Raw genomic sequence first — 24,800 nt, 5'->3', positions numbered from 1 at the left:
GATCCGCCGGACTGTCGGGGGAGGGTCAGCTTCGGGCGCCGCCGATGGGCGCCGCGGCAGCGGTGAACGCTGCTGCAAAGAGTGCTGCGGTGATGGGGCTCACGGCAGCCTTCGGCGCGTCCGCGACTGCGGACGGCGCTGCGGGGAAGGCGTACCGGAACATGGGTCCGATCATGTCGGACGGCCATGGCCGCGTCGAATGGTTTTCGGGCGGGCACCCCGGTTCCGCAAGGGAGTTCGGCCCACGCCAGCCACCGGAGTGGGCGCGGGGCACCACCTCGGCTGCCCGGCTGCCGCCACGCACGTTACGGCGATCGGACACCGGCGTCGGCTACTCTCCCCGCATGCTCGACCCCGCCCCCGCCGCCCGGCCCGCCGCCGGCCTCGCCGTGCGCTGCACGCGGGCACTGCTCTCGCCCTGGTCCCGGTTCTCGCTGCTCGTGGCCGTCCTGCTGGGCGCCGCGGCGACGATGCTCCTCCTCGAACCCCAGCGGCTGCTCGCCACCGGCTGGCCCGCCCAGCTCAGCGGCGGCGCCGTCGCGGTGGCCCTGTTCGGTGTCGCGTACGGCGTGTGCACCGTGGCTTTCGTTCCGCGGCCGCTGCTCAATCTCGCCGCCGGTGCGCTCTTCGGCACGCAGGCGGGACTGACCGCCGCGCTGGCGGGGACGGTCCTCGGCGCGGGCGTCTCGTTCGCGCTCGGCCGGGTGCTGGGGCAGGACGCGCTCCGCACGCTGCTGCGCGGGCGGTGGCTGAAGGCCGCGGACGGCCAGCTGAGCAGGCACGGGTTCCGTTCGATGCTGGCGCTGCGGCTGTTCCCGGGTGTGCCGTTCGCGGCGGCCAACTACTGCGCGGCGGTTTCGAGGATGGGGTATCCGCCGTTCCTGGTGGCGACCGGGCTCGGCTCGATCCCCAACACCGCGGCGTATGTCGTCGCGGGCAGCGAGGCCTCGTCGCCGACGTCTCCGGCGTTTCTCGCCGCGATGGGCTTCATCGTGCTGACGGGGCTCGGCGCTGCCGTAGTCGCCTGGCGCAAGCGCCACCGCCTGACCTCCGGGTGAGCCGGTGCGCACGGCATCCCTCACCGGGGCGGCGGGCGGCCCGGGGGTACGCGTAACGCTGTTCATCTGAGGGCGGTACCCTGCCCGCGACCGACCGAAGATATCCGGGCCCGTGACGGGTCTGCCCTCAATCGACCGCAATGCGCACGCTGCCGACGGCCCTCGCTGCCGTCGGCCGATGCACGAGCACCCCGGGATGGCCAAAGCCCCATGAGCTGGTTCGAATCGTTCGTCCTGGGCCTCGTTCAGGGACTGACCGAGTTCCTGCCGATTTCCTCCAGCGCGCATCTGCGGCTCACCGCCGCGTTCGCCGGCTGGCACGACCCGGGTGCGGCGTTCACCGCGATCACCCAGATCGGCACGGAGGCGGCAGTCCTCATCTACTTCCGCAAGGACATCGTCCGGATCGTCTCGGCCTGGTTCCGTTCGCTGACCGACCGGTCGATGCGCGGCGATCACGACGCCCAGATGGGCTGGCTGGTCATCGTGGGCTCCATCCCCATCGGCGTGCTCGGTGTGACGTTCAAGGACCAGATCGAGGGCCCGTTCCGCGATCTGCGGCTGATCGCCACCACGCTGATCGTGATGGGAGTCGTCCTGGGGATCGCCGACCGGCTCGCCGCCCGTGACGAGGTGGGCGGGAAGCACCGGGCCGCCAAGGAGCGCAAGACGCTCAGGGAACTCGGGGTGAAGGACGGCCTGATCTTCGGTTTCTGCCAGGCGATGGCCCTGGTCCCGGGCGTCTCCCGCTCCGGAGCCACCATCAGCGGCGGTCTGCTGATGGGGTACACCCGTGAGGCTGCGGCCCGGTACTCCTTCCTGCTCGCGGTCCCGGCGGTGCTCGCCTCGGGGGTCTTCGAACTGAAGGACGCGGGCGAGGGACATGTGTCGTGGGGGCCGACGATCTTCGCGACGGTCATCGCGTTCGGTGTGGGGTACGCGGTCATCGCCTGGTTCATGAAGTTCATCACGACCAAGAGCTTCATGCCGTTCGTCATCTACCGCGTGCTGCTCGGTGTGCTGCTGTTCGCGCTGGTGGCCGCGGGTGTGCTGAGCCCGCACGCGGGCGAGTCGGCGGGCTGAGCCGTCCCGAGAGGTCACTTTTCAGTGCCCGATCCCACGGCTCCAGGTGGAGATTACTGGAGAGAATCAGCGGCGATTCGAGCCCGCTCGACATGATCATCTCCCACTCGTCTCCCATTCGATCTCCCACGCAACTGAACCAGGACGAGGCCGCCACCTGGAGGGGTGGACTGCGGCCTCGTCCTGGTCAGGCTGTTCAACGAATGACAGTGACACGTGACACGTGCATGACCGTGACCGAAAGAGGCATGACCGCCCGCCCGCCGCCATAGGGGTGCGCGGCAAGCGGGCGGCCGAACAGGGGCGGGCTATTGACGTAGCACTGCGGCAGCAGCCAGCGTCACCCATCATTCAACCCGCGATCCGCATATGCCGAAAGGGCATGCAGGAACTAATTCGAACTCTAGTTCCCATCAATCTGATGCTACGGCTTCAGGTCGCCTTCCCCTGACAGCACGACCCCGCCCAGACCTCGGTGTCGAGGTTGTGGGCACCGAGCCGGTCGCGGATGATGCCGACGCTGACCGCACCAGTGGTGAGTGGCTGCTTGCACCAGATGCAGGCGCGGCCCTGCGCCTGCGCCCACGTCAACCGCCCCGGATCGGGCAGTGGCCAGGACGCCCGCCGATCGGCCTCGGCCCTCATGAAGGCTGCCCCCGTTCCCGGGCGGCGCAGGCGGCGGAATCCGAGCAGGCTCGCGGGAACCAGCTGTACGCAGCACCTCCCTCGGGTCGGGCCCGCTTCTCACCTAGGTCCACGTCGTCGCCGACGGTGAGAGATGCCCTGCACCAGACGCAGGACCATCCGCGCTGCTGCTGCTCGGTCAGGTCACTGACTGGCGGTAAGTCCCTCACGGTCATGGCGTCCCCGGCTCGTTGTTGATCAGGTACGAGACCAGCGTGACGTGCGGGAAGGGGCTGAACGCTCACGAATCTGTGAGCGTTGGCAGGTCAGGGCGTGAGCGCGGCTACAGGCCGATCCAGGCGGCCATGTGCCCGAGGGTGTCCGGAGTGCGGCGCGAGATGTGCACCAAGCCCTTGATGGTCTCCCGGGCGCCAGGGTGATACCGGGTCTGCTCCGGCGCGGCGTGCCGGGCGTCGACGATGCTGCTCAGCGCAGCCTCGGTTCGGCCGGTCTCCATCTCCGAGCGGGCCCTGTCGATGAGGAAATGGGCGCGCCTGGACGTGGCCAGGGCCGACGGGATGGTGATCTGCCGGGCCTGGACTAGGGCTTCGTCGTACTGTCGCATCTCGACGGCGGCCGACATCTCGTGCAAGGCCACGTTTGTCGGACCGAAGCTGAGCCAGTGGATTTCGGACGCATCGCCGGTCTGTTCGGCACACCGCTTTGCCTCGGCGATGTGGATGTCGACCGTGGCCTGCTGGTCCGCGCGGGCGGCGATGACGGATGCCCCGAGGTGAAGCTGCCCGGTGACGGCTACTGCTTCCCGGGTCTGCTCTGCGGCCCGGACGATGCCGTGGCCGGCCGCGACGAGGCGCTGCCCGATCGTGTACTCGCCCTCCCGGAAGTACACAAGAGCCCGCATGTACTGGCGGATGGCGGCCAGGCACGGGTCGGAGGCGCGGTGGGCGGCCCAGTCCATGCGATCCAGAGCGACGCTGGAGAGGTCGTAGTAGCCGAGCTTCACGCTGATGTCGTGGGCGGTTCGGTACGTCGAGGCAAGGGCCTGCCACAGCTCGGTCGACTGCGCGCGCCAGGCCGCGGTGGTGAGTTCCGCGATCGTGGCGGGCAGGAGACGAGCAGCGTTCCGCAGACGCGTGGCCCGCACTTGGGCACAGAGGTCTTCGGCGCTCGCGATCAGCTGCTCGGCCGGCCTGTCGGGGATGGTGTCGTCGGCTCCCAGGTCGTACAGGTCGAGTGCTTCCCGGATGGGGCGCACGAGTGCGGCGAGGCGGTCCTGCTGCAGTTCGGTCACGTAGGGCTGTCCCGTCAGCACGGTGACGTCGATCCGCAGGGCCTGGGCAACCGCCGCGACCAAGTCGAGGTTCGCCGGCTTGGCGCCGCACTCGACTTGGTTGAGGAGGCTGTACGAGTACGGGATCCGGTCCGCGAGTTGTCGCTGCGTCAGGCGGGCCAGTTTCCGCTGCTCTTTGATCCGGGCACCTGTGTGGTCGTCGTCCAGTCTGGGCATACTGGTCTCCGTTCCTGACTCGTCATCCGGAACGGTACCCGCGCCTCATGGCGCTGGACCCTGCGTCGCCCCCGATTCCACCCGGTTCGGGGGCGGTTGCATGTGTGGTCGGATGGCGGCATGACGACTCTGTACCTGTTCGGATCTGCCGCCCCGCCCGTCTTCGAGGTCGCCGAGGTCATTGGAGACGCTCAGGCTCGCGGGTGGGATGTCTGTCTCGGTCTGACGCCGACTGCGGCCCGTTGGCTGGGTGAGCAGCTCCCGGAGCTGGAGCGGCTGACCGGGCACCCGGTGCGCTCCGAGTACAAGCTGCCTGGGGAGCCGGACGTGTGGCCGCCGGCGGATGCGATCCTGCTCGCACCGGCCACCTTCAATACGGTCAACGCCTGGGCCTTCGGTCTGACGGCGAGCTTCGTCGTCGGGGTGGTCGCCGAGGGGATCGGGAAGAGGATCCCGACCGTGACGATGCCCTGCGTGAACGCGGCCTACGTGCAGCACCCGGCATTCGATCGATCGGTGGAGACACTGCGCGGGGCTGGCGTGACCGTGCTGTACGGACCAGGTGGATTCGAACCGAACCAGCCGGGCGAGCAACGCCCTGAGGGCTTCCCTTGGCATCTCGCCCTCGACGCGGTCGGGGCCGTTGTCAGTCCCGCCCCGTAGCCTGTTCCCATGTCGATCACTCCTTCGCCTGCCGCTCCTGTGCGCTCCCCCACCGCGGTGAACGCGGACATCCGCGCGCTGTGGGCGGCCGGCCCGCTGTCGCCGGAGGGCGAGGCGGAGTATCAGCGGCTGCTGGTGGAGTGGGAAGCCGCAGTCCGGGCGGATGTCGTCACGGCGGCCTGACCTGCGCGGCTCCGTCGGGTCGGCACAGTCCCTGCGACTCTCCCGGCTACGCTCGCGCGGGAGCGCCCCGCGGCGCGTGGCTGCGGGACGCCTTGTGGGGTTTTGAGCCTGTTAGTCGACCGGCTCCCCGTCGTGCGTACCGCCCACGCAGGGGTTACCCGGCAAGTCGATCCGGGGCTCTCCGCCACCCTGCTTGCACTGAGAAGGGGTGACGTAGGATGGGGCACCCTTTTCGGTGGCGGCGGTGGCGGTGGCGGCGCCCGTGAGGCCGAGTCCGGCGAGGGCTGCCGTGGCAATGACGGCGGCGAGGATTCGTCGAATGTGCATTTGGTTCCCCTTTCACGGATTGTCTCGGTGGGGCACTAGCCAGCTTGAGCTTCACCCATGTGGGTGGCACATCATGTTGCGCCATTCAGGTGGCATGGCTGCCGGGAGCGGGGCCGCCGACCCGGCCCGCCCTAGGCCTTCGCGGCCGACTGGGAAGGTGGGACGGACGGCGGAGCGATGGCAGCTCTGGGGATTGGGGCGGCCCGCATGACGCGACCCGCCAGACACGCTCCAGCGCACGTCCACCCCTCCCCCGGGCGCTGTTCCGGGTGAGGGGTGGTCTCGTAGCTGCACCCAGCCATAGGCGCGAATGGGATGAGCCCACGGTACTGGGGCGGTATGACAACCGGGCCGGGGCGCCGTGCGGCACCTGCGCAACCATTCGCGTGCCCCACGTGTCAGACCCTGCACGCCTACTTTCGGAGTGCCATCGTGAAACCCGCTGCTGCCCTGCTCGCTGCCGCCGTACTGCTGTCCCTCGCCGCCTGCTCGACCGGGCACGCGGATGTGAACAAGGCGGAATCAAGTAGCAGCGCCACAGCTGATTCCGGCAAGAGCAGCACCGCAGAGAAGGCCGCAGGCATCCCAGACGCGCCGACCGGTAACGACCGCGACGCGTACCTAGACGCGATTGCGGCAGTGGATCCGCAGATCATCGTGGACGAGCAGAAGGCCATCGATGCCGGCCGGAACCAGTGCGCCTCGCTCGCAGGGGACGGTTTCGCCAATGTGGATTGGCTTGCGGCGCAGCGGTTCGGGAACGACGCCCGGCCGCTCACGGACGCGCAGGGCAAGCAGTTGAATGCCGCACTGCGGGGGACGTTGTGTCCTGAGTGACGTTGCTCTAAGTGATCTTGGTGGCCCCGCTGGCGGGGGATGCGGCGGGGCCAGAGCCGGCATGGCAGGGGTAGGTAGAGCGCGCAGCAGGCTCCGCGACCTTCCAGACAGGTGCCGGGTTTGGGCAGGCGACCTTCCAGAGCGAGGTCGGGTTTGAGTCGGCAACCTTCCAGGGCGGAGCCTCGTTCGGGTCGGCGACCTTCCAGGGCGGAGCCTGGTTCGGGTCGGTGACCTTCCAGGGCCACGCCTCGTTCGGCGCGGCAACCTTCCAGAACGTCGCCTGGTTCAGGTCGGCGACCTTCCAGGGCGACGCATGGTTCACGAAGGCGACCTTCAAGCGCGACCCCTGGTTCGGGTCGGCGACCTTCCGAGGCGATGCCCAGTTCAACCATGCGGCCTTCGAGCAGTCGGTCAACCTCGGACCGTTGGTGTGTGGCGGGCGGGTGACGTTCGCCGGGGCGGTGTTCAGCGGTCCTGCGACCCTCTCGCTCGCCGCGCGCCGCCTGGAGTGCCGGCGAACTCACTGGTCGTCAACGGCCGAGTTGCGTCTACGCTACGCCACAGCGGACTTTGCCCACGCGGTCTTCGAATACCCGCTCACGATCGCTGCGGAGGCCGAGCCCTTTGTGCTCCCCGACGGTCAGCCGGTCGAAGAGCAGGCTCTTGCCAGCGTGCTCGACGCCACGGTACGGATGGCCTCGCTGCGTGGGGTGGACGCGGCTCATCTAGTCCTCGCCGACGTCGACCTGTCGGAGTGCCTGTTCACCAGGACCGTTCATCTGGACCAGTTGCGACTGGAGGGCATCTGCTCCTTCAATGAAGTCCCGCCCCGCACGCACTGGCGGCGCTGGCGCCCGGTGCGGTTCACCCAGCGCCGCACCCTCGCCGAAGAACACCACTGGCGCGCGAGCCAGCCAGCAGCAGTCCAGGGCTGGAACACGGCAGGGTCCGGCGCCGGGCACGTCGGGCCAGCGCGGCTAGCGCCGGTGTACCGGGCACTGCGCAAGGCATTCGAGGATGGCAAGAACGAGCCGGGTGCGGCGGATTTCTACTACGGCGAGATGGAGATGCGCCGGCACGACCGTATTGGCACCACCCGCGCCGAGCGTGGGCTGCTGTGTGGGTACTGGATGCTATCGGGATACGGCCTGCGCGCGTCCAGGGCTCTGGGCTGGCTCGCTGCCGCGATGCTCGTCACGATCGTGCTGCTGATGGGTTTCGGGCTCCCTCAGGACTCCCCGAAGCAGGAAGCGACCGGCACTGTGCCGCGCGGCGGTGGCAAGGTCACCTTCGAGATCGACAAGGCTGATCCCCAGAACCCCACGAGGGAACGGGTCACCGGCGAGCGCTTCGAGAATGCTCTGAACGTCACGCTCAACTCCGTGGTGTTCCGCTCTTCCGGCCAGGACCTGACCACCGCCGGCACCTACATCGAGATGGCGTCCCGCGTGACCGAGCCTGTCCTTCTCGGCCTGGCAGTCCTGGCTGTCCGTAACCGCGTCAAACGCTGACCCGGCACCCCGCGGCTACGAGCCGACAGAACACCGCTGCCACTGATTGTTGAACAGCCCTCAGGCCGGAATGTCTGCACCCCGGGCAGGTAACCGTGGACTGCCGCCACGAGTCCCACCACACACCACAAGCCTCAGCCCCCGGACACACGAATGAACGAGCGGGACCCGCAGCGCGAAAGCACGACTGAAGTAGCATCCCCGCCCTGCCGACGTTCGATACGCCCATCCCAGAACTCGTCGACGGCATGGATGCACGAGAACTGGCGATCACGGTTGGGCTGGGGCTTGTCGCGCGGAAGGCAGCGGCGACTGAGTACGTCCTGCACGGGATCTACGTACATCTCGCCGGCGTCGCCAAGGCGTACACCAAGCCAGGCACGCCCACCGCCACGGGAGGCCAGCTCGTCAAACAGTGCAGAGGGCTGTTGACTCAGGTCTCTGACCCCGACACCACCGCTCCCGGCCGTACCTCCTTGGAGCAAGACCTCAACCTTGCCGAGGAGGGGTTCCGGCTCCGCAACCGCTACTTCCACGGATGCTGGCAACTTGACCCCGAAACGCAAACCTGGCTGACACTCAAGGGTGCACACGGAACGGAACGCCCCGAGATCACCTTTGTCAGCCGCGGTGAAGTCTGGCGTCTGGCCGCGCGCTTCCAGGAGTTGCACGACCGACTGGTCCAGTGGGACATCGCGCACCACGGAGAGCTGACAGCCGGTCGGGCCGATCGGACCGGGAGCGCCCTGATCGCCTTGGTCGCCCTGCGGTCCGGGTGGGCCGACGACGGCCGGGACGCGACGAAGCCAAGAGCCAAGGGCGGCGGCAAGGGGGGCTCCTGGCGTCCCCTGCCGGGCTGGCCGGCGGTCAAGGCGTATGCGGGGAAGCGCCTGTACCTACTGCGGCACGGACACAAGGAGTGGATCGACGAGGACGGGCACAGCAGGGTCGCGGTGGAGTCGCGGATGGGCCACGAGATCGCGGGCGTCGAGGGGACGTACAGCAACGTCACGCCGAACATGGAGCGTGCCATCATGGACTCACTGCAGGCCCGGTGGATGCACTTCGTGCCCACCCTGGGGGCCGACTGGAAGCCCACTTCTCCCAAGCCTCTCCCAGTGGATCTTCCCGGGTGGATTAAGAAGCAGGTCAGCGAGTTGGAGACATTCGGCTGACGGACTGGTTCATGAAGTTCATCACGACCAAGAGCTTCATGCCGTTCGTCATCTACCGCGTGCTGCTCGGTGTGCTGCTGTTCGCGCTGGTGGCAGCGGGTGTGCTGAGCCCGCACGCGGGCGAGTCGGCGGGCTAGCCGATGCCGTCGGCGCGGCGGGCCGGCCGTCGGGTCAGCGCCTGCCGCGGCGGCGGAACAGGTAACCACCCAGGACCATTCCGGCGACCAGGGTCACGGCCAGCACCGCCCAGAGCGGCAGGGTGACGGCGGGGATCCACAGCCGGATCGCGACCGACTCGGTGTTCGCGGCGATGAACCAGATCGCCAGCCCGGCCAGCACGACGGCCCCGATGGTGCGCACGCGTACGTTCCGGCCCTTGACGGTCAGGGTCGGTGGGACATGCGGTCCGGACGTCCTTGGTGCCATGCGTCCAGTATCGAGGGATTCACCGGATTAGTCCTGATGAAACGGGCTCGTCGCGCCCCGGGGCCAGGGCCGTCGACGGTCACCGGCCGCGACCGCGGGCCCCGGGGCGCACCCCGATCCGGCAGGTCAGGGCGTGTCGCCCCGCCAGTCCCAGCGGTCGGGGTCGCCGTCCCGCGGCCCGTACTCCGCCCTGCCACCCGGGCCGAACCGCCCGATCTCGGTGTTCAGCGCCGCCCCCTCGCGCAGCGCCCGGTCCGTCCAGCCGGTCACGTCGAGAAGCAGGCCGTCGAGCGGGCCGCCCACCAACTCCCGGTAGGTGTGACCCGGCCGGGGCCCCGGGTCGGGATCGTCATGGTCGGCGCCGTACACACGCCGCTGCCGCATCAGCTCGTCCATGGGGGCAGGATCGCACCCGGCACTGACACTCGCAGTGGGCAGCAGACCTCGTGGACCGCGCCGGAACGCCGGGGCCCGCTCCGAAGTGGAACCCCAGAGGCCGGGCACTACGCCGCGGCCTTCACCGCCGCTCTCCACGCCACAGCCGTCCCGACGGTCGCCGTCCTCGTGCAGGCGCGCGGCGTGCCGGCCGCCCACCGCTGACCGGACAGGCCTCGCGGCGCGGAGCGAGTGGCAGAAGGTCCCGGATCTTCCGGGCAGATAGGGTCGAAAGTCCCTGCCGCGCGACAACCGCGCGTACCAGCCTGGAACATGCAACGCCGGAACCTGGAGGGAACTCATGACCAGCACCGACCGTCCCGTGATCGCCGCAGTCGACGGCTCGTCACACAGCCGCGAGGCACTCGAATGGGCCGCCCACGAAGCCGTACGACGGGGTCTCAGGCTGACGATCGTGCACGCCCGGACGCCCGACCGGCGCGTCGAACCGGAAACGCAGCGGCGCGAGGCGGAGGAACTGCTCGACCGGTCCGTGCGCAGGGTGTCCGAGATCGCTCCGGAGTTGCGGACGTCGAAGGTGACGCCGCTGGACTTCCCGTCGGCGGCGCTCACCTCTCTCAGCCGTGACGCCTCTTTGGTGGTCCTCGGCTCGCGCGGTCTGGGCGGTTTCCGGTCCCTGCTGCTCGGCTCCAACAGCCTGGCGGTCGCGTCGATGGCCGACTGCCCCGTCGTCGTGCTCCGCAGCAGGCGGTCGGACGAGGACACGCAGGCGGCGAAGACGGAGGAAACGGCCGGGGCTGCGGAGGCACCCACCGACATCGTCGCGGGGGTGGCCGCCGACGAGAGCAGCGAAGGGGTTCTGGAGTTCGCCTTCGAGACCGCTGCTTCCCGGCCCGGTGCGCGGCTGCGGATCGTGCACGGCTGGACGATGTTCTCCTCGATCCTCTCCGGCGGCCCCGTCTTCGACCGGGACGCGGTGGCGGACTCGGCCGAACGGACCCTGGCGGAACTCACCGCCGGTTGGCGGGAGAAGTACCCGCAGGTCGAGGTCGCCAGGGAGCCCGTCGCCGGCTCCGCCTCACAAACCCTGGTCACGGCGTCGGCGACCGCGGCGCTGACCGTCGTCGGGCGTCGCCGGGGCGGTGAGTCCCTCGGACTCGGGCTCTCCCCCGTCGCCCAGACCACGCTCACGCACGCGCTCGGCCCGGTCGCCGTCGTGCCCTGCTGACGGCAGTGCCGCCCCGCCGTGCGTGCATGCCTCTTGGCCTTGCACGCCGGCGGGCAGACACTGACCCGATGACGCAGCGCGTGGATCTCGCGACCGTGATGGACCGGCTGTCCATCGATGCAGTGATCACCGGCTATGCGACGGCGGTGGACGACGGCGAATGGACCGACTACCGGGCCCTGTTCACCACGGACGGCCGTGCCGACTACCGCGGCGCCGGTGGTGTCGAGGGGCCGGTGCCTGAGGTCGCCCGATGGCTGGAGGAGACGATGCGGCACTTCCCCGTACGCCAGCATCTGATCGTCAACCGCCGGATCGACCTCCAGGACCTGGGCGGCTACCCGGGCGACCGCGCCGAGGTGCGGGCCGACTACCTCAACCCGATGCGGCTGGAGAGCGGCGCAGCCGGTGCGGGCGGTGCGGAGGCACGGGCCACCGCACCGAATTTCGTCGCCGCGGGTCGGTACGCGTTCACGCTCTCGCGCACGGACAGCGGCTGGCGGATCCGTACCGTGACCGTCCACGAGAAGTGGCGCGGCACAGGAGACCTCTTCCCCGCGGGTTGATCCCGGACCGGCCGCGAGCCGGCCCCGGACCGACCCGGCCCTCCGGTGCTTCCGCTCCCCCCGCACCGGGGAAGAACTGCGGAACCCGGCACCAGGGGGGAGACTGCTCATCGGACAGGACGAGGAGGCGCGGCATGCGGATTCCGGCCGGTCGGAGCGAGCGGTGGGAGCGGACGCTGCGGTCGGGCCCGGGGCGCGGCTGTCTCGCACTGCTCGCGGGGGCACTGCCCGCTCTCGCGTTTCCCGCCCCTTCCCTGTGGTGGCTCGCGGGTGTCGGTTTGGTTCCGTGGCTGCTTCTCATCCGGTCCGCCGGCACGGGACGCCGGGCGGCGCTGGAGGGCTGGCTCGGCGGCACCGGCTACATGCTCGCGGTGCATCACTGGCTGATGCCGAGCCTCCATGTCTTCATCGTGATCCTGGCGGCCCTGCTCGGTCTGCTCTGGGCTCCGTGGGGGCTGCTGGTCTTCCGGATACTGGGCGGGCCGGTCTCCGGCCGCGCGGCCGTCACCGCGGTCGTCGTGGTGCCCTGCGGCTGGCTGATGATCGAGCTGGCCCGGTCCTGGGAGGCGCTCGGCGGTCCCTGGGGGCTGCTCGGCGCGAGCCAGTGGCAGGTGGCTCCCGCGCTCCGTGTGGCGTCCGTGGGCGGGGTGTGGCTGGTGAGCTTCATGGTGGTGGCGGTGAATACCGCTGTCGCCCTGCTCTTCGTGAGCGCGACCGCCCGCGTGGTGGCCGCGATGGGCATCGCGGTGTGCGCTCTCGCCGTGGGTGCGATGGCGAGGTGGGCGCCGCAGCCCGAGGAGTCGGGGGTGGCCAGGATCGCCGTCGTACAGCCGGGCGTGTTCACGGGCCCCCATGGAGCCGAGCGCCGGCTCGCCCGCGGTGAGCAGCTGACCCGCTCGCTGGCGGGCCGCGATCTCGATCTGGTGGTGTGGGGCGAGAGCAGTGTGGGGGTGGATCTCACGCAGCACCCGGACGTCACCGCACGGATCGCCGCTCTCTCGCGCCGGGTGGGCGCGGATGTGCTGGTCAATATGGACGCCAGGCAGACCGATGCGTCGGGCCGGACGGGCATCTACAAGTCGGCGGTGCTGGTGGGTCCGGACGGGCTGACCGGGGACCGCTACGACAAGATGCGGCTGGTGCCGTTCGGCGAGTACATCCCGGCCCGCTCGGTGCTCGGCTGGACCACGTCCCTGGGCCAGGCGGCGGGCGAGGACCGGTTGCGGGGCACCCGGCAGGTGACGATGTCGCTGCCCGGGGCCGACGGCGGGAAGGGGCTGCGCATCGGGCCGCTGATCTGTTTCGAAACCGCGTTCCCCGACATGAGCCGCCGGCTCACCCGGGACGGTGCGCAGATCCTGGTCGCCCAGTCCTCCACCTCCTCGTTCCAGCACAGCTGGGCGCCCTTGCAGCATGCCTCGCTCGGGGCACTGCGAGCCGCCGAGAACGGCCGCCCGATGGTCCATGCCACGCTCACCGGCGTCAGTACGGCGTACGGGCCCCGGGGCACGCGGGTCGGTGCTCCGCTCGGTACGGACACGAGCGGGGCCGCCGTGTACGACGTACCGCTGGCGACGGGCACCACGCTCTATGTGCGGCTGGGTGACTGGCCGCTTCAGGGGGCGGCGGCGGTACTGGCCCTCTTCTGCGCCTCCGAAGCGGTCCGGTCGGTCACGAAGCGCGACCGCGTCGGGCCCGCCGGGGGGTCGGGTGGGGCTGCCGCGACCACGGAGCCGGTCGCCCGCCCCGGGCCATGAGCCGTGCGGCTCCCGAGTCGGCGTGCGCCAGGCCTATCCGGGGCCGTTCACCGAGACGATATGGCCCTGGGCGTCGACGGTGAGCGAGACCCGCTCGACCTTGTTGGTCACGGCCAGCACCAGCCATACGGCGCCCCAGAGGAAACAGGTGAACACCGTCAGAAGGGCGTGCAGCACATGGTTCAACGGGTTTCCCCGGACCATGACGACCTGCGTGCCGGAGCGCGATTCCACTCGCCAGCCGCCGACGATCCGCTGGTTGACCGCCCAGTCGAGGATCAGGACGCGCTGCATCTCGTCGGGCGGCCGCCCGTCGGCCGAGTAGTAACCCGGCGGCGGCTGGAGCGCTGCCCAGCCCTTGGGCTCGTCGTGAGGTCTCACGAGGTCACCTCCACGGGCCGGTGGTCCATCACCCCAGCCTGCATCGGCGCGCGGCCGGACGCATCCGGAGGCTCGGCGGCCCTGCCGGGTCCGGCGGGGCCGCCGAGGCGGACACGCCCCGAGGACACGCCTCCTGGCGAGCGTCCTTACGCGCAGTCCAGGTCGCGCAGGATGCGTTCGCAGAGTTCGTGCGTCCGCAGGGCGTCCCCGGCGTTCAGCACCTTTCCGGCGCGTACGGCGTCCAGGAACGACAGCACGGCCTGCTCGATGCCGCGCTGACGGGCCACCGACACCCAGTCGCCGCGCCGCCGTACGCTCGGCTGTCCCTTGTGGTCGATCACCTCGGCGAGGTTGACGACCTCGCGCTTGGAGTCCTGGCCGGAGACCTCAAGCCGCTCCTCGGTCGAGCCGCTGAGCCGGTTCATCATGCCGATGGCGGTGAATCCGTCACCGGACAGCTGCAGCACCACATGGTGCATCAGGCCGTCGTGGATCCTGGCCTGCACGACGGTGTGCTCGACCGGCCCCGGTGCCAGGAAGCGGAGGGTGTCGACGACATGGATGAAGTCGTCGAGCACCATGGTGCGGGGATCCTCCGGCATCCCCACCCGGTTCTTCTGCATGAGGATCAGTTCGCGCGGGTGCTCGGCGCACTGGGCGTAACCGGGTGCGACCCTGCGGTTGAAGCCGACGGCGAGGCTCGTCGCGTGCTCCTCGGCGAGGGTCACCAGCCGCTGGGAATCGGCGAGTTCATAGGCCAGCGGCTTGTCCACGTAGGTGGCGACGCCCGCCTCCAGCAGCCGGGCCACGATCTGTGGATGCACGGGCGTCGGGGCGTGGACGAACGCGGCGTCCAGCCCCTGGGCGATCAGCGATCCGAGGTCGGTGTGACACTGCCCGGCCGGAATCCGATGGGCCTCGGCAACCGCGGCCAGGGTGGCGGGCGTACGGGTCTGCAGATGCAGCTCGACCCCTGGCAGGGCGGTCAGAACCGGCAGATACGCCTTCCGCGCGATGTCGCCGAGCCCGATGCAGCCGACCTTCACAGGGGCCTCCCTCTCACTGTTCGGTGCCCGCCGTCGCGGTGTTCACCTGGCGAGGGGCAGCATACGTGTGCCGCGGTGGCTGCCAGTCCGCTATCCCGTCGAAGGTGCGCAGGACCAGGTCGGGCCCGAAGCGCGAGACGGCGGACATCAGCGCGTCACGCATCGCGACGGCGGGAGCGCTGGTCAGGCACATCAGACGCGAAGTACGGGCGGCCTTGCGGACGATGGCCGATGCGCGGGGCAGCCGGTCGGCGGTGTACGCCGCCAGCCCGGCGCCGAGGTCACCGCCCGGCCCCAGATGGTGGGCGAGCACGATCGCGTCCTCGACGGCCTGGTTGCCGCCCTGGCCGAGGCTCGGCGCCATCGCGTGCGCGGAGTCGCCGACGAGTACGGTGCGGCCCCGGTGGTAGGACGGCAGGGGTTCGAGCAGCTGGTGGACGTCGTTGCGGAGTACCTGGCCGGGATCGGCGGTGGCGATGACCGAGGGGATCGGGTCGTGCCAGCTGCCGAACCTGCGCAGCAGTTCCGCCTTCTCGTCGTCGGCGGCGTGGGCCCCGGCGGGGGCGACCGCGGCCCCGTAGGCATAGATCCGGCCGTCCTTGAGCGGCTGGGTGCCCCAGAGGGCGCCACGCCCCCAGGTCTCGTGCGGGGCGAACGGCCGATCGATGTCGGGGACGACGATGCGCCAGGTGGTGAAACCGGCGTACGAGGGGCCGGGGTGGTCCGGGAAGAGTCCGCTTCGCACGGCCGAGTTGATGCCGTCGGCGCCGACGACGACATCGGCCTCGATGCTCCCGGCCGCCGTCCCGACCACGGCGGGCGCACCGCCGGCCGTCCCCGGGTCCAGCAGCCGCGCGGCGGTGCCGGTCCGGACGGTGCCCCCGGGCAGCCGGGCCACGAGCCGCTCGACGAGGGTGGCCCGGTGCAGCAGGACGATGTTTCCGCCGAACCGCTCGGCCGCGGCGGCACTGTCCGTACGGGAGAGCCAGCGGCCGTCGGGGACGCGCATGCCGCCCTCGCCCTGCCAGGCGGCGAGGTCCCTGATCTCGTCGCCCATGCCGATCACATCCAGGGCTCGCTGGGAGTTGGGGGCGAGGGCGATGCCGGCCCCGACGGGTTCCAGGGAGGCCGCGCGCTCGAGAACGCTGACCCGCCAGCCGCGGCCGTGCAGGGCCACCGCCGCGGTGAGGCCGCCGATTCCGCTGCCGATGACGACGGCATGGGGTTTGTCCATGACTCCTCGACTCCTTCATCCACGATCCACGAATCCACGGACTCCGGAAGCACGGAGCCCGGCACTACATCCGTAGTGACAACTTCACCGTACTACGGATGTAGTTCCGAAGGTAGATTGGCCCCATGGCCACACGCACCGCCGGCACCTCCCGGGCCGATCTCATCGCCGACACCGCCCTCGCGCTCCTCGCCGAACGCGGGATGCGCGGGCTCACCCACCGCGCGGTGGACGAGCGCGCCGGGCTCCCCCAGGGCTCGACGTCCAACTACGCGCGCACCCGGCAGTCCCTTCTGGAGGTGGCGGTACGGCGGCTGGCCGAACGTGAGACACGGGTGCTCGCCCCCGGTGAACTCCCGGTCCCCGGCGCCGCGCCGGACGGCGATCCCGCCGGCGGGGCGCAGGCGCTGGTCGCCGGTCTCGCCCTGGCGCTGCACCGCTATCTCACCCGCCACGCCGAGCTGCTCGTCTGCCGCTACGAGCTCGCGCTGGAGGCCACCCGGCGCCCGGAACTGCGGGAGTTCTTCGACGCGACGGGCCGGCAGTTCCGCGAGCCGCTGATCGCGCTGATGACGGCCGCAGGATCGGCCGATCCCGAACGGCACGCCCTGTCCCTGGTGGCCTGGTGCGAGGGGCTGATGTTCTCGTGCGCCGCGGGGTCGTACAGCCGCTCCGTCCCGAGCGAGGAGGAGCTGCGGGCCGGCTTCGCCGAACTCCTGCGCGGGATGCTGGGGCCCGAGTGGGCGGGGCCGCGCTGACCGGCGTCACCCGTGCGGGCCAATCCCGGCTGCCCGGTGCACCGGAGCCGTGTACGCACCCCAGAGTGATCAGGTGCAACGAACCAGAATCACCGTGAGTCTCCTGGTCGGCGTGGCCGTCACGGCGCTGTCCGGCTGTGTGTCCGTTCAGCCGCGAGCGGATGTTCCGCCCCGGCCCGGGACCAGCGGTCCCGCCCAGGACCTGTCACCGCAGGCCGTACTGCCTCCCGTCCACGACTCCCTGGGAGCAGCGCCGGCCCCCGAGCCGTCCGCCCCCGAGCCCCGCCCCGTGAACGCCGCGCCGCCGCCGGACACCCGCCGCGCAGCGCCCCGCGCCCCGCAGCAGCGGCGCCCGGGGGGCACGCGGCCCCGCCCGCACCGTGCCCCGCCCGCCGTGACCGCACCCGCCCCGGCCCCGCCGGCCCCGGCCGCCGGGACGGGCGTCTGCGCGCTGGGGCGGGGCTACGGGCACTGGCCCGCGGGCAGCCCGCAGTCCCGGATCTGCGACGACACCTACGGCCGCTGAGCCCGGAACGGACCGGAGGAGCAGTGGCCCGTCCACCGCGGACGGGCCACTCTCACAGCTCGCGCAGCCGTAGCTCCAGCCGCGTGATCGCCGCGCGCACCCCTCCCCCGTACCCGTCGTCCGACCCGTCGTCCGCGAGCACGCCGGAGGCGGCACGGGCCCGGCTCAGATGGAAGCGCGCCGCGTCGGGGCGGCGGAGCTTCACGTAGTCCGCCGCGAGGTTGAGATGCAGCGAGGGGTAGAAGGCCCGCACCGCCGGCGCGTCGGGGTGCTGCGTCGCCCGCTCGTCGGTCAGCCCGTTGGCCGCGGTCAACGCCCGCAGGTCCCAGGCCAGTTCGTCACCCGGATCGTCCTGGGTGTCGGCCATGTAGTGGGCGAGGGTGCACCGGTGCAGGGCGTCGCCGTGCTCGCCGATCTCCGACCAGAGCTCGCCGAAACGATTGCGGGCCTCTTCCCGGTCGCCGCCGTGCAGCAGCATGACCGCCTGGCCGATCCTGGTCATGACGGCGTCCGTCGACGCCTCCCGCTGCTCCGTCACCGCTGCCTCCCTGCGCGCTCGTCCCCCTGTTCCGCGTTCGACGCTAGCCGCAGCGGGGGCCAATCCCGCTGAGGCACGGGCAGGCGTCCCCGGCCGGCCGCCGGAAGCCCGCCGCCGGCCGGGGCGAAACCGCCCGTCAGCCCAGGTCGGGGATGCGCCAGTCGATGGCCTCGTGCCCCTGCGCGGCCACCGCCGCGTTGATCTGCCGGAACGGGCTGGAACCGAAGAACTTCTTGGCCGACAGCGGCGACGGGTGCGCGCCCTTCACCACCACATGGCGCTCCTCGTCGATCAGCGGAAGCTTCTTCTGGGCGTAATTGCCCCAGAGGACGAAGACCGCCGGGTCGGGCCGCGAGGCGACGACGCGGATCACGGCGTCGGTGAACTTCTCCCAGCCCTTGCCCTTGTGCGAGTTGGCCTCGCCCGCGCGCACCGTCAGCACGGCGTTGAGCAGGAGGACGCCCTGCTCGGCCCACGGCATCAGATAGCCGTTGTCCGGGACCGGCAGGCCGAGCTCCTCCTTCATCTCCTTGTAGATGTTCCGCAGGGACGGCGGCGTCTTCACGCCCGGCCGCACGGAGAAGCACAGCCCGTGCCCCTGGCCCTCTCCGTGGTACGGGTCCTGGCCGAGGACGAGGACCTTCACCTTGTCGTAGGGCGTGGCGTCCAGGGCGGCGAAGACCTGGTCGCGCGGGGGATAGACCGGCCCCTTGGCCCGCTCCTCCTCGACGAACTCGGTGAGCTCCTTGAAGTACGGCTTCTGCAGCTCTTCGCCGAGGACGCCGCGCCAGGACTCGGGCAGCAGGTCGGTGTCGGTCACTTCAACAACCTCCGGTAAGCAATCAGCTTTTCACCCGAGAACCTACCGGGGCCCACTGACAACGCGCCCTGCCAGCCCCGTCCCGGCCTACCAGCTGGCCTTGCGGTACAGCTCCCACATCTGCATGACCGTCTGCGGGTCCAGGGCGCGCTCGCCGCCGCCGATGTCCTCGCCCGAGGCGACGTACAGCTTGCCCTGCCACAGGGGCAGCACCCGCACGTCGTCGACCAGGATCTTCTGGGCCCGTTCGAACTGCTTGCTGACCGCGCCCCGGTCGCTCTCCTTGCGGGTCTGCGGCAGCAGCTCCTTGGTGATCTCGTCCTTCAGGTACGGCATCCCCGTGATGCTCTCCTTGCCGACGAACGGGGCGATGAAGTTGTCCGGGTCCGGGAAGTCCGGGAACCAGCCGCGGCCGAAGACGGGGTACTCGCCCTTGGTGAAGCCCTCCTGGAAGGTCTTCCAGGGCTTGCTCTTCAGTGTGATCCTGAACAGCCCGGAACTCTCCAGCTGCCGCTTCAGCTCGTCGAACTCGGGGGCGGTGGAGGAGCCGTACCGGTCGGTGGTGAACCAGAACGTCAGCTCGACCGGCTTGGTGATGCCCGCCTTGGCAAGGATCTGCTTCGCCTTGCCCCGGTCCGGGTCCCCATAGGCGTCGAAGAAGCTGGTGGTGTGCCCGGCGATGCCCTTGGGGACCATGGAGTACAGCGGCTCGGCCGTGCCCTGGTAGACCTTGGCCACGAGGGCGTCACGGTCCACGAGCTGGGCGATGGCCCGCCGAACGGCCACGTTCCCCGCCGCCGGGTCCTCGGGGTTGAAGACCAGGAAGCGGATGTCCGCGCCGACCGTCTCGACGATCTGCAGATTGCTGTCCTTGTCCTGGTTCCCCTCCAGGCTGACGACCTCCTCGGCGGTGAGGCCGCGGTAGATCGCGTCGATCCGGTTCTTCCGCAGTGCCGCGACCACGGGGGCGGACTCCTTGAAGTACCGGATGGTCACGGCGTCGTTCTTGCGGTTGGCGAATCCCTTGTAGTCCGGGTTCTTCACCAGTTCGGCCCGGTTTCCCGGCTTGTACGAGTCAAGGAGATACGGACCGGATCCGGTGATCTTCCCGTCGTTGCGTATCTTGTGCCGGGAATACGCGCTGGGCGCCACCAGCGACATCGCGGGCGTGGCGAGAATGAAGGGGAACGTGGCATCCGGCTTGGTGAGGTGGAAGACGACCATGTCGTCCCCCTTGGTCTCGACGCGGTCGAGCGAGCCGAGCATGCCCACCGGGCCGCCCTTGAACTTGATCTCCGAGATCCGGTCGATCGAGTACTTCACCGCATCGGCGTCGAGCTTGTCACCGTTGGAGAATTTCAGGCCCTCGCGGAGCTTGCACCGGTAGGAAGTGCTGGTGGTGTCGGTGAACTTGCACCATTCCGCCGCATCCGGCTCGGGGGTCGTACTGCCGGTGGGGAAGCTCACCAGGGTCTGGAAGACATTCCGCATCAGCTCCCAGGAGTTGTCCCACGCCGCCGCCGGATCGAGGCTGGAGGGTTCGCTGGTCGTACCGACGACTATCTTCTGCTCGACTTCCGATCCGCTGTCGGAGAGAAGTCCGCAGCCTGCCAGCAGAGAAAGGGAAGCAAGGACTGCAGCGGCCTGCAGACTGGCCCGGTAGAACACGTGAACGCTCCTCGATCAGCCATGGGTCGGCAGACCATACCGCAGTGCCCCGTCGGGTCAATCCGCAGGCCCGACAGGGCACTTGAGTCAATCGGGACCAAATCCGCACAGGCTGTCTCAGCCCACGCCCGCATTCAGGAAGATTCCGCCGTCGACCACCAGGGTCTGCCCGGTGATCCAGTCCGCCTGGTTCGAGGTGAGGAACGCGGCGGCGCCGCCGATGTCCTCGGGAACTCCCAGCCGGCCGAGCGGATACGCCGCAGCGGCCTCCTCCTCACGGCCCTCGTACAGCGCCTGGGCGAACTTCGTCTTCACGACCGCCGGAGCGATCGCGTTGACCCGGACGACCGGCGCGAACTCGTGCGCCAGCTGAAGGGTCAGATTGACCATCGCGGCCTTGCTCATGCCGTACGCGCCGATGAAGGGCGAGGCGGAGACGGCGGCGACCGAGGCGATGTTGACGATCGCCCCGCCGTTCTCCTTCTGCCAGGCCTTCCAGGTCAGTTGGGCGAAGCCGAGCGCCGAGAGCACATTCGTCTCGAAGACCTTGCGGGCGACGTTGAGGTCGAGTTCCGCCATGGGCCCGAAGACCGGATTGGTACCGGCGTTGTTGACCAGGAAGTCGACCCGTCCGAACGCCTCCATGGTGCGCTCCACGGCCACCGCCCGGTGCGCCTCGTCGTGGGCCCTGCCCGCCACGCCGATCACCCGGTCGGAGCCCAGCCGCTCCACGGCCTCCTTGAGCGCGTCCTCGCCGCGCCCGGTGATGCAGACCCGGTCCCCGCGAGCCACCAGTGCCTCGGCGATGCCGTAGCCGATGCCCCGGCTCGCGCCCGTGACGAGCGCGACCTTCCCGCTGTCCTGCTCAGTCATGATGTCCCCAGCCCTTCGGGTCAGTTGAGCGGTCCGCCTGCGACGTACATGACCTGTCCGGAGACGAAGCCGGCCTCGTCGCCCGTGAAGAAGGCGATGGCGTTGGCGATGTCCTCGGGGTGGCCGACGCGCTGCACCGGGATCTGGGTGGCGGCCGCGGCCTGGAACTCCTCGAAGCCCATGCCGACCCGGGCGGCGGTCTGCGCGGTCATCTCGGTGACGATGAAGCCGGGGGCGACGGCGTTGGCGGTGATGCCGAACTTGCCGAGTTCCTTGGCGAGGGTCTTGGTGAAGCCCTGCAGGCCGGCCTTGACCGCGGAGTAGTTGGCCTGGCCGCGGTTGCCGAGCGCCGAGGAGGAGGAGAGCGAGACGATCCGGCCGAACCTGGCGTCCACCATGTGCTTCTGGACGGCCTTGGCCATCAGGAACGCGCCCTTGAGGTGTACGTTCATCACGGTGTCCCAGTCGGACTCGCTCATCTTGAAGAGCAGGTTGTCGCGGAGCACGCCCGCGTTGTTGACGAGGATCGTCGGGGCGCCGAGCTCGGCGGCGATCCGCGCGACCGCGGCTTCCACCTGGGCGCTGTCCGACACATCGCAGCCGACCGCGAGCGCGGTGCCCCCGGCGGCGGTGATCTTCTCGACGGTGTCCTTGCAGGCCGCCTCGTCGAGGTCGAGAACGGCGACGGCTCGGCCCTCGGCCGCCAGGCGTACCGCGGTGGCGGCGCCAATGCCCCGCGCCGCTCCGGTCACGACGGCGACGCGCTGCTCGGTGGTGGACATGCTTGGTTCTCCTCGCCCTTGGATCGCCGCTCGGCGGACGTCGGGGCGGCCCCGGCACGGAACCCGGTGCGCGGAACCTTCCCGATAGCTGAGCGACCGCTTAGTACCTTCAGCAGACGAGACGCTAGAAGCCCTGGCACCCGGTGTCAACGGCCCACGGCCGCCGGGGCGCATGTCACACCCCGCGGCGCCGCTCCCACGACGGTCGCCGGCGGCGCCGCGGGCCCCGGGGATCAGCGCACCAGCAGTTCGAGCAGCCGCTCGACCTCGGCCGCCGGGTCGGCCGTGAGGCCGCTGTGCACGGGGCTCGGCTGGACGACGGTGGAGCGCGGCGCGATCAGCCAGCGGAAGCGGCGGCCGGCGTCGTCACCGCCCGCCTGGCCCGCGTCCGTACCACCGCGGCACACTCCCTCGACGGCGTGCAGGGCGGCCCGTACGCCGACCACGTCGGCGCTCGGGTCAAGGACCTTCAGCTTGGTCTCGTCGAGATGGGTGCGGGCGGCCACGAAGCCGCGTGCGCGGCAGTAGACCACCACGCCCGCGTTGAAGAACTCGCCCCGCTGCACCCGCGGGACCACGCGCAGCAACGCGTACTCGAAGACATCGCGCTCGCTCACGGCCGGCCGTCCTTGTCGTTCTTCTTGGTGGGGTGCGGCCAGGGGGTGAGGTGCTCGGTGAGCCAGCCGGGGGCCTGGGACGGCTTGGGCGCGGTGGGGCCCTCCATCGTGATCCGCTCATGGATGGTCGCGGCACGCGGCAGCAGTGCCGCGACGTAGGCACGGCGCAGCTCGTCGGTGGTGTCGAAGCCCGGCTCGTCCACCAGCCACTCGTCGGGGACGTCCGCCGCGACCTCGGTGAGCAGTTCCTCGGTGACCAGCGGGGCGAGCTCGGCGGCGGCCGCCGCGATGTCGGGCGCGAACGGGGCGAGCGCGTGGTCGGAGGCGTTGTACGGCTTGGCGGCGGACGTCTGGGCGCCGGGCCAGTTGTGGTGCCAGATCATGGTGGCGCCGTGGTCGATGAGCCACAGGTCGCCGTGCCAGATCAGCATGTTCGGATTGCGCCAGGACCGGTCGACGTTGTTGATCAGCGCGTCGAACCAGACGACCCGTCCGGCCTCCTCCGGGTCCACCTGGTAGGCGAGCGAGTCGAAGCCGATCGAGCCGGGCAGGAAGTCCATCCCGAGATTGAGCCCGCCGCTGGCCTTGAGGAGCTCCTGCACCTCCTGGTCCGGCTCGGCGAGCCCGATGACCGGATCGAGCTGGATCTGCACGAGGTCGGGGACCCGCAGCCCGAGCCTGCGGCCGAGCTGCCCGCAGATGACCTCCGCGACCAGCGTCTTGCGCCCCTGCCCGGCGCCGGTGAATTTCATGACATAGGTGCCGAGATCATCGGCCTCGACGATCCCGGGGAGCGATCCGCCCTCCCGCAGGGGCGTGACATAGCGGGTCGCTGTGACTTCGGTGAGCATTGGCCCAGGCTATCCGGCGCGGGCACGCCGCGACCCACGGATCCGTCCGCCGCCCGGGCACGCGTCAGGCGTCCTCGCCGGTGAGGAGTCTGGACCGCAGCCTGTCGACCGTGTCGTCGGTGAGCTCGACCCGGTCCTTGAGATAGCCGTGCACGGACCCGTAGCGGGATTCGAGGTCGGTCAGGACCAGCTCCATGATCGTCTCGGGGGCGCGTCCGTAGCCGGGCCACTTCATGATCCGGTCGGGGTTGGCGGTGTGCCAGTCCGCGAGCAGGCGCGCCGTGGCCAGCTCCGTCAGGGCGAAGTCCGCGAGGACGTCCCTCCGGTCCACCCCGAGCAGGGTGAGGACGAACGCCCCGATCAGCCCGGTACGGTCCTTGCCCGATGTGCAGTGGAAGACGACGGGCCCCGGGGCCCCGGCGATCTGTTCGAGGACCTGCCGGATCTCCTCGGCCCCGTCCTCGGTGACCTCGGCGAACCGGTCCGCGAGGTAGCGCCACGGGTCGGTATCGGGGTCGATCTCCGCCTGGTCGTACGGCTGGTGCTCGATGCTCAGGTTGACGTAGTGGAACCGCTCCGGCTCCGGCACGCGGCCCTTGGCCTCGATCTCCCAGGGGTAGCGCAGGTCGATGACGGTCCGCACGCCGAGCGCCAGGAACCGCTCCCAGTCGGCCCCCCGCAGCTTGCCGAGCGAGTCGGCCCGGTACAGCGTCTGCCAGGCGACGGTCCTGCCGTCGGCCGCACGGTAGCCGCCCAGATCACGGAAGTTGTGCAGTCCGTCGAACACGATGTGCCGGTCCATCGGGACTCTCCTTGTTCCTCGGGCACCGATCGCGCCGATGCCGCACATTCGCAGTCGCTTCCGCCGACCGGTCGGACGGCTCGAAGCTCCTGGCCGCCTCGACGCCGTCGTACTCGGTCTCGACCACGCGCAGCCCGGCGGGGGACCCGTCGTACTCGGCGACGGTCGCCGCACGATGCTCCGGGAACACCCGGAGTTCCTCCTACGCTATCCGCAACAGGTCGTGTTCTTGCCGCCGTTCGGTCTCGGGCGCTGCGGAGTCCCTGGCTTCCGAACAGCGCGGCGTCCGGTCCCCGCGGGCGCCTTCGCGCACCGGGGGCCGGACGTCCGTCGGCCGTCTCGCGGCTACGCGTCGTCGTCGTCGACCCAGCTCATGAGCTTGCGCAGCTCGCGGCCGGTGGTCTCCAGGAGGTGGTCGCTGTCGGCCTTCTTGTACTCGTTGTACTCGGGCAGACCGTTGTGGTACTCGGCCATCCAGTTCTTGGCGAAGGTGCCGTCCTGGATCTCCGCGAGGACCTTCTTCATCTCGGCCTTGGTGGCGT

At 70.2% G+C, this 24,800-nt stretch carries 27 protein-coding genes and 3 pseudogenes; 13 read left to right on the top strand and 17 right to left on the bottom strand.

Annotated features, from left to right (window positions below; genetic code table 11):
- The first annotated feature begins 344 nt into the window (after nucleotides 1-344).
- Both ACWCPY_RS30805 and ACWCPY_RS30800 read left to right on the top strand, forming a co-directional pair.
- The gene (locus ACWCPY_RS30805) at nucleotides 345-1,058 is read left to right on the top strand and encodes a TVP38/TMEM64 family protein (RefSeq protein WP_451270425.1); all 714 of its coding nucleotides are present in this window, start codon (nucleotides 345-347) and stop codon (nucleotides 1,056-1,058) included.
- Nucleotides 1,059-1,268: 210 nt separating this feature from the next.
- A complete protein-coding gene (locus ACWCPY_RS30800; RefSeq protein ID WP_451270423.1) occupies nucleotides 1,269-2,141 on the top strand; it encodes an undecaprenyl-diphosphate phosphatase in 873 nt (290 codons plus the stop codon).
- Between the two features lie 432 nt (nucleotides 2,142-2,573).
- On the opposite strand, the gene ACWCPY_RS30795 is transcribed toward ACWCPY_RS30800, so the two are convergent.
- Both ACWCPY_RS30795 and ACWCPY_RS30790 read right to left on the bottom strand, forming a co-directional pair.
- On the bottom strand, nucleotides 2,574-2,786 hold the full coding sequence (locus ACWCPY_RS30795; protein WP_451270421.1) for a hypothetical protein: 213 nt from the start codon (nucleotides 2,784-2,786) through the stop codon (nucleotides 2,574-2,576).
- Nucleotides 2,787-3,108: 322 nt separating this feature from the next.
- On the bottom strand, nucleotides 3,109-4,293 hold the full coding sequence (locus tag ACWCPY_RS30790) for a helix-turn-helix domain-containing protein (RefSeq protein WP_451270419.1): 1,185 nt from the start codon (nucleotides 4,291-4,293) through the stop codon (nucleotides 3,109-3,111).
- Nucleotides 4,294-4,413: 120 nt separating this feature from the next.
- Between ACWCPY_RS30790 and ACWCPY_RS30785 the strand changes: the two genes are divergently transcribed.
- Nucleotides 4,414-4,956, top strand: coding sequence for a flavoprotein (locus ACWCPY_RS30785; protein WP_451270417.1), 543 nt, complete (start codon nucleotides 4,414-4,416; stop codon nucleotides 4,954-4,956).
- A 9-nt stretch (nucleotides 4,957-4,965) separates the two neighbouring features.
- On the top strand, nucleotides 4,966-5,139 hold the full coding sequence (locus ACWCPY_RS30780) for a hypothetical protein (protein WP_451270415.1): 174 nt from the start codon (nucleotides 4,966-4,968) through the stop codon (nucleotides 5,137-5,139).
- A gap of 111 nt (nucleotides 5,140-5,250) precedes the next feature.
- Here the strand turns inward: ACWCPY_RS30780 and ACWCPY_RS30775 are convergent, their stop codons facing one another.
- A complete protein-coding gene (locus ACWCPY_RS30775) occupies nucleotides 5,251-5,466 on the bottom strand; it encodes a hypothetical protein (RefSeq protein WP_451270413.1) in 216 nt (71 codons plus the stop codon).
- Between the two features lie 432 nt (nucleotides 5,467-5,898).
- Between ACWCPY_RS30775 and ACWCPY_RS30770 the strand changes: the two genes are divergently transcribed.
- From ACWCPY_RS30770 to ACWCPY_RS30755, 4 genes and pseudogenes are all read left to right on the top strand, one after another.
- On the top strand, nucleotides 5,899-6,303 hold the full coding sequence (locus ACWCPY_RS30770; protein ID WP_451270411.1) for a hypothetical protein: 405 nt from the start codon (nucleotides 5,899-5,901) through the stop codon (nucleotides 6,301-6,303).
- A gap of 104 nt (nucleotides 6,304-6,407) precedes the next feature.
- A pseudogene (locus ACWCPY_RS30765) lies at nucleotides 6,408-7,814 on the top strand (pentapeptide repeat-containing protein); the annotation flags it as partial.
- 248 nt (nucleotides 7,815-8,062) lie between these two features.
- Nucleotides 8,063-8,989 (top strand): hypothetical protein, encoded by a 927-nt coding sequence (locus ACWCPY_RS30760; RefSeq protein WP_451270409.1) that lies wholly within the window; start codon nucleotides 8,063-8,065, stop codon nucleotides 8,987-8,989.
- Between the two features lie 5 nt (nucleotides 8,990-8,994).
- Nucleotides 8,995-9,126: pseudogene (locus ACWCPY_RS30755) on the top strand (undecaprenyl-diphosphatase); the annotation flags it as partial.
- A gap of 34 nt (nucleotides 9,127-9,160) precedes the next feature.
- Here ACWCPY_RS30755 and ACWCPY_RS30750 read toward each other — a convergent pair.
- Both ACWCPY_RS30750 and ACWCPY_RS30745 read right to left on the bottom strand, forming a co-directional pair.
- Entirely contained in the window at nucleotides 9,161-9,415 is a 255-nt protein-coding gene (locus tag ACWCPY_RS30750) for a LapA family protein (RefSeq protein WP_451270407.1), read from the bottom strand.
- 126 nt (nucleotides 9,416-9,541) lie between these two features.
- The gene (locus ACWCPY_RS30745; protein WP_450312677.1) at nucleotides 9,542-9,811 is read right to left on the bottom strand and encodes a hypothetical protein; all 270 of its coding nucleotides are present in this window, start codon (nucleotides 9,809-9,811) and stop codon (nucleotides 9,542-9,544) included.
- Nucleotides 9,812-10,151: 340 nt separating this feature from the next.
- Here ACWCPY_RS30745 and ACWCPY_RS30740 point away from each other — a divergent pair, with 340 nt between their 5' ends.
- The 3 genes from ACWCPY_RS30740 to lnt all read left to right on the top strand — a co-directional run bounded on the left by ACWCPY_RS30740 (nucleotide 10,152) and on the right by lnt (nucleotide 13,362).
- Entirely contained in the window at nucleotides 10,152-11,039 is an 888-nt protein-coding gene (locus tag ACWCPY_RS30740) for a universal stress protein (protein WP_451270405.1), read from the top strand.
- Between the two features lie 68 nt (nucleotides 11,040-11,107).
- Nucleotides 11,108-11,605, top strand: coding sequence for a nuclear transport factor 2 family protein (locus tag ACWCPY_RS30735; RefSeq protein ID WP_451270403.1), 498 nt, complete (start codon nucleotides 11,108-11,110; stop codon nucleotides 11,603-11,605).
- Between the two features lie 134 nt (nucleotides 11,606-11,739).
- Nucleotides 11,740-13,362: an apolipoprotein N-acyltransferase gene (gene lnt / locus ACWCPY_RS30730; protein ID WP_451270401.1), complete on the top strand. Its 1,623-nt coding sequence runs from the start codon at nucleotides 11,740-11,742 to the stop codon at nucleotides 13,360-13,362.
- A 33-nt stretch (nucleotides 13,363-13,395) separates the two neighbouring features.
- Here the strand turns inward: lnt and ACWCPY_RS30725 are convergent, their stop codons facing one another.
- From ACWCPY_RS30725 to ACWCPY_RS30715, 3 genes are all read right to left on the bottom strand, one after another.
- Nucleotides 13,396-13,743 (bottom strand): hypothetical protein, encoded by a 348-nt coding sequence (locus tag ACWCPY_RS30725; RefSeq protein ID WP_451270399.1) that lies wholly within the window; start codon nucleotides 13,741-13,743, stop codon nucleotides 13,396-13,398.
- A gap of 146 nt (nucleotides 13,744-13,889) precedes the next feature.
- Nucleotides 13,890-14,789: a Gfo/Idh/MocA family protein gene (locus tag ACWCPY_RS30720; RefSeq protein ID WP_451270397.1), complete on the bottom strand. Its 900-nt coding sequence runs from the start codon at nucleotides 14,787-14,789 to the stop codon at nucleotides 13,890-13,892.
- A 13-nt stretch (nucleotides 14,790-14,802) separates the two neighbouring features.
- Nucleotides 14,803-16,023 (bottom strand): FAD-dependent monooxygenase, encoded by a 1,221-nt coding sequence (locus tag ACWCPY_RS30715; RefSeq protein WP_451270395.1) that lies wholly within the window; start codon nucleotides 16,021-16,023, stop codon nucleotides 14,803-14,805.
- Between the two features lie 125 nt (nucleotides 16,024-16,148).
- Here ACWCPY_RS30715 and ACWCPY_RS30710 point away from each other — a divergent pair, with 125 nt between their 5' ends.
- Together ACWCPY_RS30710 and ACWCPY_RS30705 are read left to right on the top strand one after the other, a co-directional pair.
- Nucleotides 16,149-16,781 carry a TetR/AcrR family transcriptional regulator gene (locus ACWCPY_RS30710; RefSeq protein ID WP_451270393.1) on the top strand — a complete coding sequence of 211 codons (633 nt, stop codon included), beginning with the start codon at nucleotides 16,149-16,151 and terminating at the stop codon, nucleotides 16,779-16,781.
- Between the two features lie 73 nt (nucleotides 16,782-16,854).
- Entirely contained in the window at nucleotides 16,855-17,307 is a 453-nt protein-coding gene (locus tag ACWCPY_RS30705) for a hypothetical protein (RefSeq protein WP_451270391.1), read from the top strand.
- A 52-nt stretch (nucleotides 17,308-17,359) separates the two neighbouring features.
- Here the strand turns inward: ACWCPY_RS30705 and ACWCPY_RS30700 are convergent, their stop codons facing one another.
- The 9 genes and pseudogenes from ACWCPY_RS30700 to ACWCPY_RS30660 all read right to left on the bottom strand — a co-directional run.
- The gene (locus tag ACWCPY_RS30700) at nucleotides 17,360-17,845 is read right to left on the bottom strand and encodes a hypothetical protein (RefSeq protein ID WP_451270389.1); all 486 of its coding nucleotides are present in this window, start codon (nucleotides 17,843-17,845) and stop codon (nucleotides 17,360-17,362) included.
- 136 nt (nucleotides 17,846-17,981) lie between these two features.
- Nucleotides 17,982-18,665, bottom strand: coding sequence for a uracil-DNA glycosylase (locus ACWCPY_RS30695; RefSeq protein WP_451270387.1), 684 nt, complete (start codon nucleotides 18,663-18,665; stop codon nucleotides 17,982-17,984).
- 87 nt (nucleotides 18,666-18,752) lie between these two features.
- A complete protein-coding gene (locus tag ACWCPY_RS30690; RefSeq protein WP_451270385.1) occupies nucleotides 18,753-20,333 on the bottom strand; it encodes an ABC transporter substrate-binding protein in 1,581 nt (526 codons plus the stop codon).
- Nucleotides 20,334-20,450: 117 nt separating this feature from the next.
- Complete coding sequence (locus tag ACWCPY_RS30685) at nucleotides 20,451-21,206, bottom strand: SDR family oxidoreductase (protein ID WP_451270383.1); 756 nt, start codon at nucleotides 21,204-21,206, stop codon at nucleotides 20,451-20,453.
- A 20-nt stretch (nucleotides 21,207-21,226) separates the two neighbouring features.
- Nucleotides 21,227-21,988 (bottom strand): 3-oxoacyl-ACP reductase FabG, encoded by a 762-nt coding sequence (gene fabG / locus ACWCPY_RS30680; RefSeq protein ID WP_451270381.1) that lies wholly within the window; start codon nucleotides 21,986-21,988, stop codon nucleotides 21,227-21,229.
- 233 nt (nucleotides 21,989-22,221) lie between these two features.
- Nucleotides 22,222-22,605, bottom strand: a complete 384-nt coding sequence (locus ACWCPY_RS30675) for a DUF3037 domain-containing protein (RefSeq protein ID WP_451270379.1) — start codon at nucleotides 22,603-22,605, stop codon at nucleotides 22,222-22,224.
- The gene (locus ACWCPY_RS30670) at nucleotides 22,602-23,456 is read right to left on the bottom strand and encodes a HipA family kinase (protein WP_451270377.1); all 855 of its coding nucleotides are present in this window, start codon (nucleotides 23,454-23,456) and stop codon (nucleotides 22,602-22,604) included. The genes ACWCPY_RS30675 and ACWCPY_RS30670 overlap by 4 nt, the downstream gene beginning before the upstream one ends.
- Before the next feature lie 64 nt (nucleotides 23,457-23,520).
- Complete coding sequence (locus ACWCPY_RS30665; protein ID WP_451270375.1) at nucleotides 23,521-24,258, bottom strand: tyrosine-protein phosphatase; 738 nt, start codon at nucleotides 24,256-24,258, stop codon at nucleotides 23,521-23,523.
- A 345-nt stretch (nucleotides 24,259-24,603) separates the two neighbouring features.
- Nucleotides 24,604-24,800 (bottom strand): annotated as a pseudogene (locus ACWCPY_RS30660) (ketol-acid reductoisomerase); the annotation flags it as partial.

The sequence above is a fragment of the Streptomyces sp. NPDC002403 genome (assembly GCF_053593015.1).
The sequence above is the reverse complement of the archived record's forward strand: the minus strand, read 5'-3'. Positions and strand labels throughout refer to the sequence as shown.

Bases quoted from the DNA above. Each gene is read 5' to 3' on its own strand.
- ACWCPY_RS30805 (WP_451270425.1), top strand. From the start codon at position 345: ATGCTCGACCCCGCCCCCGCCGCCCGGCCCGCCGCCGGCCTCGCCGTG.
- ACWCPY_RS30800 (WP_451270423.1), top strand. From the start codon at position 1,269: ATGAGCTGGTTCGAATCGTTCGTCCTGGGCCTCGTTCAGGGACTGACC.
- ACWCPY_RS30795 (WP_451270421.1), bottom strand. From the start codon at position 2,786: ATGAGGGCCGAGGCCGATCGGCGGGCGTCCTGGCCACTGCCCGATCCG.
- ACWCPY_RS30790 (WP_451270419.1), bottom strand. From the start codon at position 4,293: ATGCCCAGACTGGACGACGACCACACAGGTGCCCGGATCAAAGAGCAG.
- ACWCPY_RS30785 (WP_451270417.1), top strand. From the start codon at position 4,414: ATGACGACTCTGTACCTGTTCGGATCTGCCGCCCCGCCCGTCTTCGAG.
- ACWCPY_RS30780 (WP_451270415.1), top strand. From the start codon at position 4,966: ATGTCGATCACTCCTTCGCCTGCCGCTCCTGTGCGCTCCCCCACCGCG.
- ACWCPY_RS30775 (WP_451270413.1), bottom strand. From the start codon at position 5,466: ATGCACATTCGACGAATCCTCGCCGCCGTCATTGCCACGGCAGCCCTC.
- ACWCPY_RS30760 (WP_451270409.1), top strand. From the start codon at position 8,063: ATGGATGCACGAGAACTGGCGATCACGGTTGGGCTGGGGCTTGTCGCG.
- ACWCPY_RS30750 (WP_451270407.1), bottom strand. From the start codon at position 9,415: ATGGCACCAAGGACGTCCGGACCGCATGTCCCACCGACCCTGACCGTC.
- ACWCPY_RS30745 (WP_450312677.1), bottom strand. From the start codon at position 9,811: ATGGACGAGCTGATGCGGCAGCGGCGTGTGTACGGCGCCGACCATGAC.
- ACWCPY_RS30740 (WP_451270405.1), top strand. From the start codon at position 10,152: ATGACCAGCACCGACCGTCCCGTGATCGCCGCAGTCGACGGCTCGTCA.
- ACWCPY_RS30735 (WP_451270403.1), top strand. From the start codon at position 11,108: ATGACGCAGCGCGTGGATCTCGCGACCGTGATGGACCGGCTGTCCATC.
- lnt (WP_451270401.1), top strand. From the start codon at position 11,740: ATGCGGATTCCGGCCGGTCGGAGCGAGCGGTGGGAGCGGACGCTGCGG.
- ACWCPY_RS30715 (WP_451270395.1), bottom strand. From the start codon at position 16,023: ATGGACAAACCCCATGCCGTCGTCATCGGCAGCGGAATCGGCGGCCTC.
- ACWCPY_RS30710 (WP_451270393.1), top strand. From the start codon at position 16,149: ATGGCCACACGCACCGCCGGCACCTCCCGGGCCGATCTCATCGCCGAC.
- ACWCPY_RS30685 (WP_451270383.1), bottom strand. From the start codon at position 21,206: ATGACTGAGCAGGACAGCGGGAAGGTCGCGCTCGTCACGGGCGCGAGC.
- fabG (WP_451270381.1), bottom strand. From the start codon at position 21,988: ATGTCCACCACCGAGCAGCGCGTCGCCGTCGTGACCGGAGCGGCGCGG.
- ACWCPY_RS30670 (WP_451270377.1), bottom strand. From the start codon at position 23,456: ATGCTCACCGAAGTCACAGCGACCCGCTATGTCACGCCCCTGCGGGAG.
- ACWCPY_RS30665 (WP_451270375.1), bottom strand. From the start codon at position 24,258: ATGGACCGGCACATCGTGTTCGACGGACTGCACAACTTCCGTGATCTG.